This window comes from Erwinia sp. AC075 (assembly GCF_979253995.1).
Genome location: NZ_CEEDEU010000001.1, coordinates 940,912 through 955,275 on the forward strand (window position 1 = coordinate 940,912; position 14,364 = coordinate 955,275).

Here is a 14,364-nt window from a genome sequence, read left to right on the forward strand (position 1 = left end):
TCTCACTGATTAGCCGCGTTCAGCGCAGAATGGCGAACCTGTTCGCGACCGTAATGAACGATCAGCGCGATAACATCTTCCAGGTCTGCGGCTGTGGTGGTCGGGTTCAACAGGGTAAATTTCAGGTACTGGCGGCCGTCGACTTTGGTGCCAGCAATCACCGCATTACCGGAGCGGAACAGCGCTTTACGGATATTGGCGTTGATCTCATCGACGGTGGCCTCGCTCATGCCGGGACGTGGCACATAGCGGAAGATTTGGGTGGTCAGTTCCGGCGCATGCAGCACTTCAATGGCCGGATGAGCGCTCAGCAAAGTGTGCGCGGTTCGCGTCAGATCGATGATCGAATCGAACGCTTCACCCAGGGCGGCAGGGCCCATAATGCGCAGCGTCATCCACATCTTCAGCGCATCGAAACGACGGGTGGTCTGGATACTTTTGTTCACCAGGTTAGGCGTGCCTTCCTGCTGCGCGCTGAGCGGATTCAGGTAGTCTGCGTGGTGAGTCACATGGCTCAGGTGCTGCTTGTCGCGAACGAAGAAGGCACCACAGCTGACTGTCTGGAAGAACGATTTGTGGTAATCCACCGTCACTGAATCGGCTTTCTCAATGCCGTTCAGCCGCTGACGATGCTGCTCAGAGACCAGTAAGCCACAGCCGTAGGCCGCATCCACATGCATCCACAGGCCGTAATGTTTGCAAAGATGCGAAATGGTTTGCAGCGGATCGATGCTGCCAAAGTCGGTGGTGCCGCTGGTGGCAACCACGGCAATCGGGATCAGGCCTTCCTGATGGCAGCGCTGAATTTCCTGCTCCAGCTTCATCGCGTCCATGCGGTAGTGATTGTCGTAATCCACCGGGATCACCGCGTCGTAGCCCAGGCCCAGGATCGCCATCGATTTCTGAATGCTGAAGTGGCTCAGTTTCGAGGTAAATACGCGCCATTTGCTGGCATCGTGCGGCAGCCCCTGATGTTTGATCAAATGACCCGGATGATGTTCAGCACACCAGCTGTCTCGCGCCAGCAGCATCGCCATCAGGTTGGACTGCGTGCCGCCACTGGTGAAAATGCCGTCAGAATGATGCGGTAAGCCGATGCGGCTCAGGGTCCAGTCAATGACCTTCTGTTCGATCAACGTGCCGCCGGCGCTCTGATCCCAGGTATCTACCGAGCTGTTAACCGCCGCCATAATCTGTTCGGCCAGCAGGGAAGGGAGCACCACCGGGCAGTTCAGATGGGCAACGTATTTCGGATGGTGGAACCAGACGGCATCACGCAGGTAGAGCTCCTTCAGCTCTTCCAGCGCCGCTTCGTTGCTGCCCAGCGGGGAGTTGAGATCGACTGCGTTAAATTTTGGCGCCAGTTCGTGAGGAAGAATGCCGCTGAACGGTTTTTCCACGTTGGCAATGGTATTCGTCAGCAACGTCAGTACGTCCTGTGTTTGCTGATCCCACGAGTCCAGTTGCCGATCGTTGAAAATGTACTCCTGGACTCCAGCAGTTTCTGACGACAGGTGCAGACGAGGCACCGGCTGAGTTTGTGAACGTAAGACCATAGCAATTCCTTAAAAAAAGACGTAGTGAGCCCTGCCATCCCAAAAAAAGGACGACGTTATGCGCCTGACGGCACGGCGTCAGTTCAGATTTATTAACGGTTTTCCAGGGTGGTAAAAACCCTAATGGCACATCAATCCAGTGGTTTTAGCTTAACTTAACTAAAATAACTCCTGTTTGTGTGGTTTTGTGGCGTTAAAGTACCGTTTGTTATTGAGGATGAGATTATAAATAGTAATCATTATCATTCAATAGGATTATTGTGACAGGAGTGTTATAAGCATTGTTAATGTTAAAAGTGTGATCCAGATCACAAAAGAGCCGTTATGGGCTGCAAAAGGCCGGTCAAAGGACTAAGGGGAGTGCGGCGGGGGGATAAGAAAAAGTTATTGAGCCTTGCAGCTCAATAACTTGGGGGAAGGTTATTCTACGCGAAGCACGCGGCTGGTGTTGGTCGTACCTGTGGTACTCATCACGTCACCCTGAGTCACGATCACCAGATCGCCGGACATCAGGAAGCCTTTATCACGCAGCAGGTTGGTGGCGTCGTGCGCTGCCGCCACACCGTCGTTGTTGCTATCAAAGAACACCGGGGTCACGCCACGGTACAGCGCGGTGAGGTTCAGCGTACGCTCATGACGCGACATGGCGAAGATGGGCAGGCCAGACGTGATACGCGAGGTCATCAGCGCGGTGCGACCGGATTCGGTCATGGTGATAATGGCGGTCACGCCCTGCAGGTGGTTAGCGGCATACATTGCTGACATCGCAATAGCTTCTTCGATGTTATCGAACTGCACGTCAAGACGGTGCTTAGAGACGTTGATGCTTGGGATTTTCTCTGCGCCCAGGCACACTTTTGCCATCGCGGTGACGGTCTCCGCTGGGTATTGTCCGGCGGCGGTTTCAGCGGAAAGCATCACTGCATCGGTGCCATCCAGCACGGCGTTAGCCACGTCCATCACTTCGGCGCGGGTTGGCATTGGATTGGTGATCATCGACTCCATCATCTGGGTCGCGGTGATCACCGAACGGTTCAGCTGACGGGCACGGCGGATCAACGCTTTCTGGATGCCGACCAGCTCCGGATCACCGATTTCAACGCCCAGATCGCCCCTTGCCACCATCACCACGTCGGAGGCCAGGATGATGTCATCCATCGCTTCCTGTGAGGCGACGGCTTCTGCACGTTCCACTTTCGAGACGATTTTTGCATCGCAGCCAGCGTCACGAGCCAGGCGGCGGGCGTAATTCAGGTCTTCACCACAGCGCGGGAAGGAAACGGCGAGGTAATCACAATTGATTTTCGCGGCGATCAGAATGTCCGCTTTGTCTTTCTCGGTCAGTGCTTCAGCCGACAGGCCACCGCCAAGTTTGTTAATGCCTTTGTTGTTGGACAGCGGGCCGCCGACGGTGACTTCGGTAAACACTTTCATGCCCTGAACTTCCAGCACCTTCAACTGCACACGGCCATCATCCAGCAGCAGCAGGTCGCCAGGCACCACATCGGCCGGCAGGCCTTTATAATCGATGCCGACTTTTTCTTTATCGCCTTCGCCTTTACCCAGGCTGGCATCGAGCAGGAAACGATCGCCTACGCTTAAGAAGACCTTGCCTTCTTTAAAGGTGGAAACACGGATTTTCGGACCCTGCAAATCGCCGAGGATCGCCACGTGGCGGCCCAGTTTCGCGGCAATTTCGCGGACTTTGTTTGCACGCAGAATATGATCTTCTGCGGTGCCATGTGAGAAGTTCAGGCGAACGACGTTGGCACCCGCAGCGATGATTTTTTCGAGGTTATTATCACGGTCGGTAGCGGGGCCTAAGGTCGTTACGATTTTGGTTCTTCTGAGACGTCTGGACATGTATGACTCCGTTGACTTTGAAAGGGAGGTTGCCTGAGCAATCCCTGAAAAGGTTCACTCTATTTTATAGGATCAGGCCGGGTACAGCGACCTGTTGCGGACCGGCTAACGGCGTGAGAGGGCCACTAACGGGTCTTCTTTATCAAATCTCGATTCTTTCAGTGCCGCCTTGACCCGCTTCAGATTGTCGCGGAACTTTGCGCCACGTCGCAGGGTAAAACCGGTGGCGAGCACATCTATTAATGTCAGTTGCGCCAGCCGGGAGACCATCGGCATATAAATATCCGTGTCTTCCGGGACATCCAGCGTCAGCGCCAGCGTGGCCTCACGGGCCAGCGGTGAATCCGCCGAAGTGATAGCCAGCACGGTAGCATCATTTTCCCGCGCAAGCTGAGCCAGTTCGACTACGTTTTTAGTGCGGCCGGTGTGGGAGATTAACACCACCACATCGCCTTCCGTGCTGTTGATGCAACACATTCGCTGCATCACAATATCATCGGAATAGATGACAGGCACATTGAAGCGAAAAAATTTATTCATCGCGTCATGCGCCACGGCGGCAGACGCGCCGAGGCCGAAGAAGGCAATTTTTTTCGACTGGGTCAGCAGGTCCACCGCGCGGTTAATGGCGGTGGCGTCGAGGCCGTTGCGAACGCGATCCAGCCCGGCCATCGCGGACTCGAAAATCTTGGCGGAGTAGGCTTCCACGCTGTCATGCTCTTCCACATTGCGGCTGACATACGGCGTGCCGTTGGCCAGGCTTTGCGCCAGCTGCAGTTTGAAGTCGGGGAAACCTTTGGTTTGCAGGCGATGACAGAAGCGGTTCACCGTCGGTTCACTGACTTCTGCTTCTCTGGCCAGAAGCGCGATGCTGGCATGGATGGCCGAGCCCGGCGCGGCAAGAATTACCTCCGCCACTTTGCGCTCGGATTTGCTAAGGTGTTCCAGGTGAGCCTGGATTTTTTCCAGCATATTCATAACGGCGTCCACTCATACATTCTGACGATTTCAATCACAGGAGAAATCGATGTCAATTTGTAGAGAATATACAGCGCGCCGATCGGCTTCGGGCAGGGGCATTGCACGTCAGGCCTGCCTTTTTTATCAGACTTTGAACTGTGTCTAACTTTCACAGTTGTAAATGCAGTAACAAAAAAGTTTAAAAATTACGCACAAACTGCCCGTTCACTGCGCGGGAAAGTTCAGACAATTGCATACTCTGTGCTGGAGGCGTGCTGCCAGGTTTACGTGGACCCGGCAAAAGCAGTACATTGTATTGAAAGAAAATTACAATAAGAGCCTGACTGCTTACGGATTATACGGGTCAGGCTTATCCTGCAACGAGGAGAATATAATGGCGGTTACACAAACGGCCCAGGCATGCGATCTGGTCATTTTCGGTGCCAAAGGCGACCTTGCGCGCCGGAAACTGTTGCCTTCCCTGTATCAACTGGAAAAAGCCGGTCAGATCCACGAAGAATCCCGCATCATCGGGGTGGGTCGTGCAGACTGGGATAAAGCAGCCTACACCAAGGTAGTGCGTGAAGCGCTGGAAACCTTTATGAAGGAGAAGATTGACGAAGCGCTGTGGGACAAGCTCAGCAGCCGACTCGATTTCTGTAATCTTGATGTGAACGACGCCGCGCACTTTACCAAACTGGGCAAAATGCTCGACCAGAAAAAACGCGTCACCATCAACTACTTCGCAATGCCGCCAGGTACCTTCGGTGCGATCTGTAAAGGTCTGGGCACCGCCAAGCTCAATGCACAGCCTGCCCGTGTGGTGATGGAGAAGCCGTTAGGCACCTCTCTGGCAACCTCTCAGGAGATCAACGATCAGGTCGGTGAATACTTCGAAGAGAACCAGGTGTTCCGTATTGACCACTATCTGGGCAAAGAAACGGTCCTCAACCTGCTGGCACTGCGCTTTGCCAACTCCCTGTTTGCTTCAAACTGGGATAACCGCACTATCGATCACGTGCAGATTACCGTGTCGGAAGAAGTGGGTATCGAAGGCCGTTGGGGTTACTTCGACAAAGCCGGCCAGATGCGCGACATGATCCAGAACCACCTGCTGCAGGTTCTGACCATGATTGCCATGTCACCGCCTGCGGATCTCTCTGCAGACCGTATCCGCGATGAGAAAGTGAAAGTCCTGCGTTCACTGCGTCGCATCGACCATACCAACGTGCGCGATAAAACCGTGCGTGGTCAGTACACCTCTGGTTTTGTGCAGGGCAAAAAAGTGCCTGGCTATCTGGAAGAAGAAGATGCCAACAAATCCAGCAGCACCGAAACCTTCGTTTCTATCCGCGTGGATATCGACGACTGGCGCTGGGCCGGCGTTCCGTTCTACCTGCGTACCGGTAAGCGCCTGCCGGTGAAATGTTCTGAAGTGGTGGTGTACTTTAAGAACCCGGCACTGAACCTGTTCAAAGATTCCTGGCAGGAACTGCCGCAGAATAAACTGACCATTCGTCTGCAGCCGGATGAAGGTGTGGATATTCAGATTCTGAACAAAGTCCCGGGTCTGGATCACAAACACAACCTGCAAACCACCAAGCTGGATCTGAGCTTCTCTGAGACCTTCAACCAGTCTCACCTGGCAGATGCTTACGAGCGCCTGTTGCTGGAGACCATGCGCGGTATTCAGGCGCTGTTTGTCCGCCGTGATGAAGTGGAAGAAGCCTGGAAGTGGGTCGACTCCATCATGGAAGCCTGGGCTGGCGATAACGAAGCGCCTAAGCCTTATCAGGCAGGGACCTGGGGACCGGTTGCCTCTGTGGCGATGATCACCCGCGATGGCCGTTCCTGGAACGATATCGGCTAATCGCCCATCGCTGCCTGCTCTCAAGCCCCGTCTCTGTTACGGGGCTTTTTTTTGCGCAGGCGAGGGCAAAAAGCGTCGTAACGAAAAATGAACCGTAGTTTTAAAAATCCGCATTAGCGCATGGACGCAGGGAAGGGCAATCCTGTATGGTAGAGGCTGTATTCCTGTCCTGACGCCGCGCGCGTCGCTTTGGAGAAGCAGAAAGATGACTAACTGGAAGACCAGCGCCGAGCAAATCCTCACCACTGGCCCTGTGGTGCCGGTAATTGTGGTAAACAAACTTGAGCACGCGGTGCCGATGGCGAAAGCGCTGGTGGCGGGCGGAGTGAAAGTATTAGAAGTCACGCTGAGAACACCCTGCGCGATGGATGCCCTGAAAGCGATGATCCGCGAAGTGCCGGAAGCCATAGTGGGTGCGGGCACGGTACTTAACGTCCAGCAGCTGAAGGAAGTGACCGATGCCGGTGCGCAGTTTGTTATCAGTCCTGGCGTGACCGAATCGCTGTTACGCGCAGCGGTTGATGGCCCGGTGCCATTAATTCCTGGCATCAGCACGGTGTCGGAACTGATGACCGGTCTGGATTATGGCCTGCGTGAATTCAAATTCTTCCCGGCTGAAGCCAACGGTGGCGTGAAGGCGCTGCAGGCGATTGGCGGCCCGTTCCCTCAGGTGCGTTTCTGCCCGACGGGCGGCATTTCGCCGGCCAACTACCGTGACTATCTGGCGCTGAAAAGCGTGCTCTGTATTGGTGGTTCCTGGCTGGTTCCGGCTGATGCGCTGGAAGCAGGGGATTACGATCGTATCACCCAGCTGGCCAGAGAAGCGGTAGCGGGCGCCCGATAAGACGTCGGATCAGGCAAAAAACAAAAGGGATGGCACAGGCCATCCCTTTTTTGTTGCTACGAAAGCGTGTTTATCCGCTGACTTTCACACCGGCTGCACAGGTAATTGCGCGCTGTACCGCATCATCGATGTTCTCGCCCGTGGCCAGCGCCACGCCCAGACGGCGCTTACCCCGAACTTCCGGTTTGCCGAACAGACGCACCTGCAGACCGGCGCCCAGCACGCCGCCCAAATTGGCAAACTGCACGTTATCGCTGTCCAGTTCTGGCAGGATCACCGCAGATGCGGCGGCGCCGTACTGACGAATGCCGCCAATCGGCAGACCGAGGAAGGCACGCACGTGCAGGGCAAATTCGGACAGGTCCTGAGAGATCAGCGTCACCATTCCGGTGTCATGTGGGCGAGGGGAAACTTCGCTGAATACCACCTCATCACCACAGACAAACAGCTCAACACCAAACAGGCCGTGGCCGCCCAGCGCCTTAACCACTTCTTCGGCAATCTGCTCAGCACGTTGCAGCGCGAGGGCGCTCATCTGCTGCGGCTGCCAGGATTCACGGTAGTCGCCATCTTCCTGACGGTGGCCAATCGGCGCACAGAAGTGAATGCCATCAACCGCGCTGATGGTCAGCAGAGTGATTTCGAAATCAAATTTCACCACACCTTCAACGATTACCCGGCCGGCACCGGCACGACCGCCTTGCTGCGCGTATTCCCAGGCGGCATCCAACTGTGACGCTTCGCGGATAAAACTCTGGCCTTTGCCTGACGAGCTCATCACCGGCTTCACAATGCACGGGAAGCCGATTTCGTCAGCCGCCTGATTAAACGCCTGCTGGCTGTCGGCAAAGCGGTAGGTGGAGGTGGGCAACGCCAACTCTTCTGCCGCCAGGCGACGGATCCCTTCGCGGTTCATGGTCAGGCGGGCAGCGCGGGCGGTTGGCACCACGTGTTGACCCTGTTTTTCCAGCTCAATCAGCATATCGGTGGCGATGGCTTCAATTTCCGGCACGATGTAATCCGGGCGCTCCAGCGCAACCAGCGCTTTCAACGCTTCACCATCCAGCATGTTGATGACGTGGCTGCGGTGCGCCACGTGCATAGCGGGTGCATCGGCATAACGATCGACAGCAATCACTTCAACGCCAAGACGCTGGCATTCCAGCGCCACTTCTTTGCCCAGTTCACCTGAACCTAACAGCATTACGCGGGTTGCGGCAGGGCGCAGCGCGGTACCAAGAGTGGTCATAATCTCTACCTGATTGGAGGGAAAAAACGCGCGCAGTATAAACGAAAACGATTGCGCGTACATCCGCTTTCCAGGGTTGAGCGAAAAAGACCCGTCTGTTATACTGTATAAAAATACAGTTAACTGAGGTGTGGACTATGGCTGTTGAAATCAAATATGTTGTCGTCAGAAAAGGTGAGGAAAAGATGACATTCGCCAGTAAGAAAGAAGCCGACGCGTACGATAAAATGCTCGATATGGCAGAAGCCTTTTCTGACTGGTTGAGCGTGGCACCTCTGGATATGGAAGAACCACAGCGTGAAGCGTTGGGCATGTTCCTGGCGGAGAATAAAGACGCCGTGCAGCATATTCTGCGCACCAGCAAGATGCCTGAGACGAGCGAGTCCGCCGCCGCGGGCAATGATGCTGAACCGACTGTTGAACAAGACAGCGCTGAAGCTGCAGCAGATCAACCGGCTGAAGAGTCCGGTGCGGAAGACCCGGAAGCCTCAACGGGCAAAGCGGCCAAAGCAAAATCGGCTGCACGAACCGTTAAAGCTGCCTGATTCTTTTTACTTCATCACAGTATGTGGCGCGCAGGGTATTTTTCCCTGGCGCGCCAGAAACTTCGCCTTAATTCTTCCCTGTTAGTGACTTCCTCCACCGGCTACCGTTAACGATCGTCGCCGGATAACACCTTTTTCAACGACTGCAGCGCTTTGCTGGCCACCTCTGCCGGCGGCAGTTGATGATAACGATCGCTGAACACTTCCAGTCCTATCGGGCCTGAATAGCCTTGCTGATGAAGATAGTCAGCCAGAGATGAAAGCGGGAAATTCCCTTCGGCTGGCAATAAACGCTGATGGCGTGCCACATCCACCAGATGATCGTGGCTGGGAAGGGTAACCAGGTCGGACAGCTGGACCAGGAAGATCTTATCCATCGGAATCCCCGCCAGATCGTCCACCGTGCGGTTCAGCACGAAAATGTGAAACGCATCCACCACCAATCCCAGATTGGGTTCATTGACCTTTTGCACCAGCTGCCATGCCGCCGCCGTATTGTTGATATGCGTGCTCCAGGCCATGGCCTCAAAGGCCACACGCAGGCCACGTTTGCCAGCCTGGCGGGCCAGCCAGCGAATATCGTCCTCTTCCCGTTCTGCAATGCAGCCCTGATGGGTAGATGCAGGCGTCAGTAAGGTTGTTGCGCCCAGTTCAACGGCGGTATCCAGCATCTGCAGGGCTTCCTGGCGTTTACTCTCTCGCTGATCGTCTGGCGCGCCGTCAAAATCCAGCAGCACCTGGTAATCCGTCAGGGCCAGGCGCTGGTTATCCAGTAATCTGGCCACATCACTGGCATCGCCGCTGGCTGCCTCCACGTCTTGACGCCAGAGCTCAACCTGATCAAACCCGGCCTGGCTGGCGGCCTTCAACTTCTCTTCCGTGCTGCCGCCAAGCAGAACCGTATTGATAAACAGCGGATTATTATTGAATCTCATGATGATTTTTCCCTTACGCCAGTGCTTTAAAAAAACAAATCCAGTCGGTTCAGCCGCCGCTTTTGGCGAAGCATTATGAACCAGAAGGTTCGACTGGTGGGCTAAGTATAGCTGACGGCTTAGCATCAACTGGCCGTGAAGGTTTTCCAGGCTTTTCCTGCTTTGACGCTTCTTGACGCAAGTCGCTCTATGCTGGTTGTTTTCCGCTGAAGAAGGAAAGGCAATGAGTAACTGGCTGCAACAGATTCAAACGGTACTGGGAGGCAGTAAAGACGGCAAAGGCGGCGGTGAAGGCCTGAGTAAAATGCTGGCACCCGGCGCGCTTGGCGGACTGGCCGGTTTGCTGATTGCCAGCAAATCCTCCCGTAATCTGCTGACCAAGTATGGCAAAAATGCGCTGATTATCGGCGGTAGCGCCGCAGCAGGTGCCGTACTGTGGAAAAAGTATAAGGATCGGGTGAGCGAAACCCATCAGGATCAGCCGCAATTCGGTCAGCAGCAGTCACCCGTCGATCGCCGGGCCGAGCGTCTGGTGCAGGCGCTGGTCTTCGCCGCGAAAAGCGACGGGCATATTGATACCCAGGAACGACAGGCCATTAACGAGCATATCCATCAGTCCGGGCTTGGCGCAGATGGCGAACGGCTGATTCAGCAGGCGATTGATATGCCGCTTGACCCACAAAAACTGGCCGTGGACGTGAAAAACGAAGAAGAGGCGCTGGAGGTCTATTTCCTCAGCAACCTGGTGATCGACGTCGACCACTTTATGGAGCGCAGCTACCTTCAGGCGCTGGGTGATGAACTGAAAATCCCTCAGGACGTGCGCGACAGCATGGCAGAAGATATTAAAGCCGAAAAGCTGAAGCTTACCGCCTGATCCTGCTTTCAGGGTGACGCTTGCGTCACCCCGTCACACTATTTTTCCAATCTCCTGCCATTGCGCTTGGCAATCTTGATAACAACTGCCACCCTTAGCCTATGTGATTGATCCAACGGGGCTGAACCATGCATAAACCACCAATTGCCAAAAAAATTCCTTTCGATATGACGCTCCACGGAGAAACCCGCACCGATAATTATTACTGGCTGCGCGATGACAAGCGGGAAGATCCTGCGGTCCTCGACTACCTGAAGGCCGAAAATGCCTATGGTAAAGAGATCATGCAGTCGCAGCAGGCGCTGCAGGAGACGGTGCTGAAGGAGATTATTGACCGCATTCCCCAGCGCGATCACTCGGTCCCTTACGTCAGAAAGGGTTACCGCTATCAAAGCCGTTATGAAGAGGGCAATGAATACGCCATCTATACGCGCCAGCCTGAAGAGACCACTACGCCTGATCAGTGGGACGTGTTGCTGGACGGCAACCTGCGTGCGAAGGACAGCGATTTTTATACCCTCGGCGGCGTCGGCATCACCGGCGATAATAAAATCATGGCGGTGGCAGAGGATTTCCTCTCACGTCGTCAGTACGGCATCCGCTTCTGCAATCTGGAAACCGGAGACTGGTACGAAGATGTGCTGGAAAATGTCTCCTCCAGCCTGACCTGGGCCAGCGACAACCGTACGCTGTATTACGTGAGGAAAGATGAGCAGACGCTGCTGCCTTATCAGGTCTGGCGTCATACGCTGGGAACGCCTGTGCAGGATGACCAGCTGGTGTATGAAGAGCTGGACGATACCTTCTACGTCGGCGTGCACAAAACCACCTCGGAAGACTATATCCTCATCTCCCTGAGCAGCAGCACCACCAGCGAAGTTCTGCTACTGGATGCCGCTGACCCGAATGCCGAACCGCAACTGTTCTGCCAGCGCCGAAAGGATCACGAATATGGCGTTGATCATTACCAGCATCAGTTCTATGTGCGTTCGAATCGTGAAGGCAAAAATTTCGGTCTGTACCGGACCGCTGCTTTCGCGGAAGACAAGTGGCAGACGCTGATCCCGCCACGGCCTGACGTGGTGCTGGAAGATTTCAGCCTGTTCCGTGACTGGCTGGTGGTCGAAGAACGTGAAGGTGGGCTGACCAGCCTGCGCCAGATCCACTGGCTGACCGGCAAAGAGTCAGGCATCGCCTTTGACGATCCTGCCTATGTCACCTGGCTTTCCTACAATCCCAGCCCGGAGACCAGCAAAATCCGTTATGGCTACTCGTCAATGACCACACCGGACACGCTGTTTGAGCTGGATCTGGACAGTGGCGAGCGCAAGGTGCTGAAACAGGCTGAGGTTAAGGGCTTTGATGGCAGCAACTATCGCAGTGAACGTCACTGGATCACCGCCCGTGATGGCGTTGAAGTGCCGGTTTCCCTGGTCTATCACCGCGACCACTATCAGCCGGGCAAAAATCCGCTGCTGGTGTACGGCTATGGCTCTTATGGCAGCAGCATGGATGCCGATTTCAGCGCCAGCCGCCTGAGCCTGCTGGATCGCGGATTCGTCTTTGCCCTGACGCATATTCGCGGTGGCGGAGAATTAGGGCAGCAGTGGTATGACGATGGCCGCCTGTTAAACAAGATGAATACCTTCAACGACTTCATCGATCTGACCGATGCGCTGGTGGCACAGGGATATGGTCATCCTGATAAGCTTTATGCGATGGGCGGCAGCGCCGGTGGCCTGCTGATGGGTGCGGTGATCAATATGGCGCCTGACCGGTTCCATGGCGTTGTGGCGCAGGTGCCGTTTGTCGACGTTGTTACCACCATGCTCGATGAATCCATTCCGCTTACCACCGGGGAATATGACGAGTGGGGCAATCCGGCGGAAGAGCAGTATTACCGCTACATTCGTCAATACAGCCCGTATGATTGCGTTACTGCCCAGGCCTATCCGCATTTGTTGATCACCACCGGTCTGCACGATTCCCAGGTACAGTACTGGGAACCGGCAAAATGGGTGGCGAAGCTGAGAGAGCTGAAAACGGATGATAACCTGCTAATGATCTGCACCGATATGGACTCAGGACACGGCGGTAAATCAGGACGCTTCAAAGCTTACGAAGGCGTGGCGCTGGAATACACCTTCTTAATCGCGCTGGCGCAGGAAACGCTCAGCGCGGGCAACGCAAACTAATACTCAGCTGACAACGCGCGTTCCATCGCGCTGCGCAGATCGGGCTTTAGATCCTGGATATTTTTCAGCATCCATTTGAGGTATCCCGGATCGCGTTTCGCCACATCATCAATTTTACTGCCACGGTATTTGCCAAACGGGAAGGTGGTGCTTGAGCCTTTCACCAGCATTCTGCGGATCATCTCGGCAGCATCCCAGCCGGAATAATCCATAATGCGGATCAGCAGGGCGGCAGTGACATAGCAGTCATACAGCGCCCGGTGCGCGTGAAGATCGGCCGGAGGGGTGACCTCCAGCTTCAGGGTTTCGCGCAGTGCCTGGTTGCTGTATTTGATGCCTGGCCATAATCCGCGTGCCAGGGTCATGGTACAAATCCACTCTCCGTGCATTTCTGGCAGCATCCGCCGGTCGAAGCTGGCGTTGTGGGCGACGTAATAGGGACTGCCGTGATAACGACCGATGGCGTGCTCGATAGGCGGCTTATCCGCGACCATCGCTTCGGTGATGCGATGAATCGCCATCGCATGTGGGCTGATTGGCCGGTCAGGGCAGATCAAATCACTCATCGGATTGACAATCTTGCCATCAATCACATCGACCGACGCCACTTCCACAATTCCACCCTGCAGACCGCAGGTTTCGGTATCTATCACGCGTAACATTATGCGTCCCTTTTAAAAAACTGGCGGGTAGCGTAACGAATGCACCTCTCCTTGCCAATCATTACCCGTTCTTCTGGCAATGACTAACTGCTCACCTTCGCCCCCGGCGACCACCTGTCTGCCGCTTTCATCCCACAGCGCACTCTTGCCTGCACTTTGATAACCGCCGGTGGGCAGGGCATGGTTGGCCATCAGCACGGCCATTTTGTAGTCGCGTGACCAGCGCGCCAGGTATTCACAATCATTGTGATAGCCCTTTTCCGAAACCAGTACGCCAGTGGCATACAGATTGGCGCCACGTCTTGCCGCGTCGCGGGCATACTCTTCCACGCTGATATCCGCGCAGATCGCCATGGCGACATGATGACGCTGATAACCAAACAGCGGCACGCCTTCACCCGCGGTAAAGAACAGCTTCTCATCACCAAACAGATTGCGTTTGCCGTAGGCCACCTTGGTGCCATCCGGCAGGAAAGCCACGGCGCTGAGCAGAATATCCTCGCCGTTAACCAGCGGCAGGCCGATGACAATCGACATTTGATGGGCAGTTGCGGCATCGGCAAACACCTGCAGACGCGGATCGTCCAGGGTCATCGCCAGAGTGGGCACCAGGGAGAGTTCGTAGCCGGTGAGGGAAAGTTCAGGGAAGATCAGTAAATCGATGTGATGGGATGCAGCCTGAAGAATGAATTCAAGGTGGCGGGAAATGTTCCAGGTGATGTCACCCGGTCGCGAACCTGATTGAGCAGCAGCGATACTCCAGACAGACATAAGCTCTCCAGCAAGGCCTCATTGAGGCCATCATCAC

At 55.1% G+C, this 14,364-nt stretch carries 12 protein-coding genes; 5 read left to right on the forward strand and 7 right to left on the reverse strand.

Annotated elements, in window-relative coordinates; genetic code table 11:
* Positions 1-2: 2 nt before the first annotated feature.
* The 3 genes from AC0IXH_RS04405 to AC0IXH_RS04415 form a co-directional block, all read right to left on the reverse strand.
* The gene (locus tag AC0IXH_RS04405; protein ID WP_134824310.1) at positions 3-1,556 is read right to left on the reverse strand and encodes a pyridoxal phosphate-dependent decarboxylase family protein; all 1,554 of its coding nucleotides are present in this window, start codon (positions 1,554-1,556) and stop codon (positions 3-5) included.
* Between the two features lie 420 nt (positions 1,557-1,976).
* A complete protein-coding gene (gene pyk / locus AC0IXH_RS04410) occupies positions 1,977-3,419 on the reverse strand; it encodes a pyruvate kinase (RefSeq protein ID WP_013202515.1) in 1,443 nt (480 codons plus the stop codon).
* 105 nt (positions 3,420-3,524) lie between these two features.
* A complete protein-coding gene (locus AC0IXH_RS04415; protein WP_013202514.1) occupies positions 3,525-4,397 on the reverse strand; it encodes a MurR/RpiR family transcriptional regulator in 873 nt (290 codons plus the stop codon).
* A 376-nt stretch (positions 4,398-4,773) separates the two neighbouring features.
* Here AC0IXH_RS04415 and zwf point away from each other — a divergent pair, with 376 nt between their 5' ends.
* Together zwf and AC0IXH_RS04425 are read left to right on the forward strand one after the other, a co-directional pair.
* Positions 4,774-6,249: a glucose-6-phosphate dehydrogenase gene (gene zwf / locus AC0IXH_RS04420; RefSeq protein ID WP_013202513.1), complete on the forward strand. Its 1,476-nt coding sequence runs from the start codon at positions 4,774-4,776 to the stop codon at positions 6,247-6,249.
* Positions 6,250-6,454: 205 nt separating this feature from the next.
* Positions 6,455-7,093, forward strand: a complete 639-nt coding sequence (locus tag AC0IXH_RS04425; RefSeq protein WP_206400846.1) for a bifunctional 4-hydroxy-2-oxoglutarate aldolase/2-dehydro-3-deoxy-phosphogluconate aldolase — start codon at positions 6,455-6,457, stop codon at positions 7,091-7,093.
* Between the two features lie 70 nt (positions 7,094-7,163).
* Here the strand turns inward: AC0IXH_RS04425 and purT are convergent, their stop codons facing one another.
* Positions 7,164-8,342, reverse strand: a complete 1,179-nt coding sequence (gene purT, locus AC0IXH_RS04430; RefSeq protein ID WP_134824307.1) for a formate-dependent phosphoribosylglycinamide formyltransferase — start codon at positions 8,340-8,342, stop codon at positions 7,164-7,166.
* A 137-nt stretch (positions 8,343-8,479) separates the two neighbouring features.
* On the opposite strand from purT, the gene AC0IXH_RS04435 reads away from it, so the two are divergent.
* Complete coding sequence (locus AC0IXH_RS04435) at positions 8,480-8,887, forward strand: YebG family protein (RefSeq protein ID WP_471720039.1); 408 nt, start codon at positions 8,480-8,482, stop codon at positions 8,885-8,887.
* Between the two features lie 107 nt (positions 8,888-8,994).
* Here the strand turns inward: AC0IXH_RS04435 and AC0IXH_RS04440 are convergent, their stop codons facing one another.
* Positions 8,995-9,822 (reverse strand): sugar phosphate isomerase/epimerase family protein, encoded by an 828-nt coding sequence (locus tag AC0IXH_RS04440; RefSeq protein ID WP_471720040.1) that lies wholly within the window; start codon positions 9,820-9,822, stop codon positions 8,995-8,997.
* Positions 9,823-10,045: 223 nt separating this feature from the next.
* Between AC0IXH_RS04440 and AC0IXH_RS04445 the strand changes: the two genes are divergently transcribed.
* Positions 10,046-10,699, forward strand: a complete 654-nt coding sequence (locus AC0IXH_RS04445; RefSeq protein WP_105759789.1) for a tellurite resistance TerB family protein — start codon at positions 10,046-10,048, stop codon at positions 10,697-10,699.
* Between the two features lie 128 nt (positions 10,700-10,827).
* The gene (locus AC0IXH_RS04450; RefSeq protein WP_471720041.1) at positions 10,828-12,894 is read left to right on the forward strand and encodes a prolyl oligopeptidase family serine peptidase; all 2,067 of its coding nucleotides are present in this window, start codon (positions 10,828-10,830) and stop codon (positions 12,892-12,894) included.
* Here the strand turns inward: AC0IXH_RS04450 and exoX are convergent.
* Positions 12,891-13,556 (reverse strand): exodeoxyribonuclease X, encoded by a 666-nt coding sequence (gene exoX, locus AC0IXH_RS04455; protein WP_471720042.1) that lies wholly within the window; start codon positions 13,554-13,556, stop codon positions 12,891-12,893. The two genes, AC0IXH_RS04450 and exoX, sit on opposite strands and share 4 nt — an antisense overlap.
* A gap of 12 nt (positions 13,557-13,568) precedes the next feature.
* The gene (locus AC0IXH_RS04460) at positions 13,569-14,327 is read right to left on the reverse strand and encodes a carbon-nitrogen hydrolase family protein (RefSeq protein WP_013202505.1); all 759 of its coding nucleotides are present in this window, start codon (positions 14,325-14,327) and stop codon (positions 13,569-13,571) included.
* Positions 14,328-14,364: the final 37 nt, after the last annotated feature.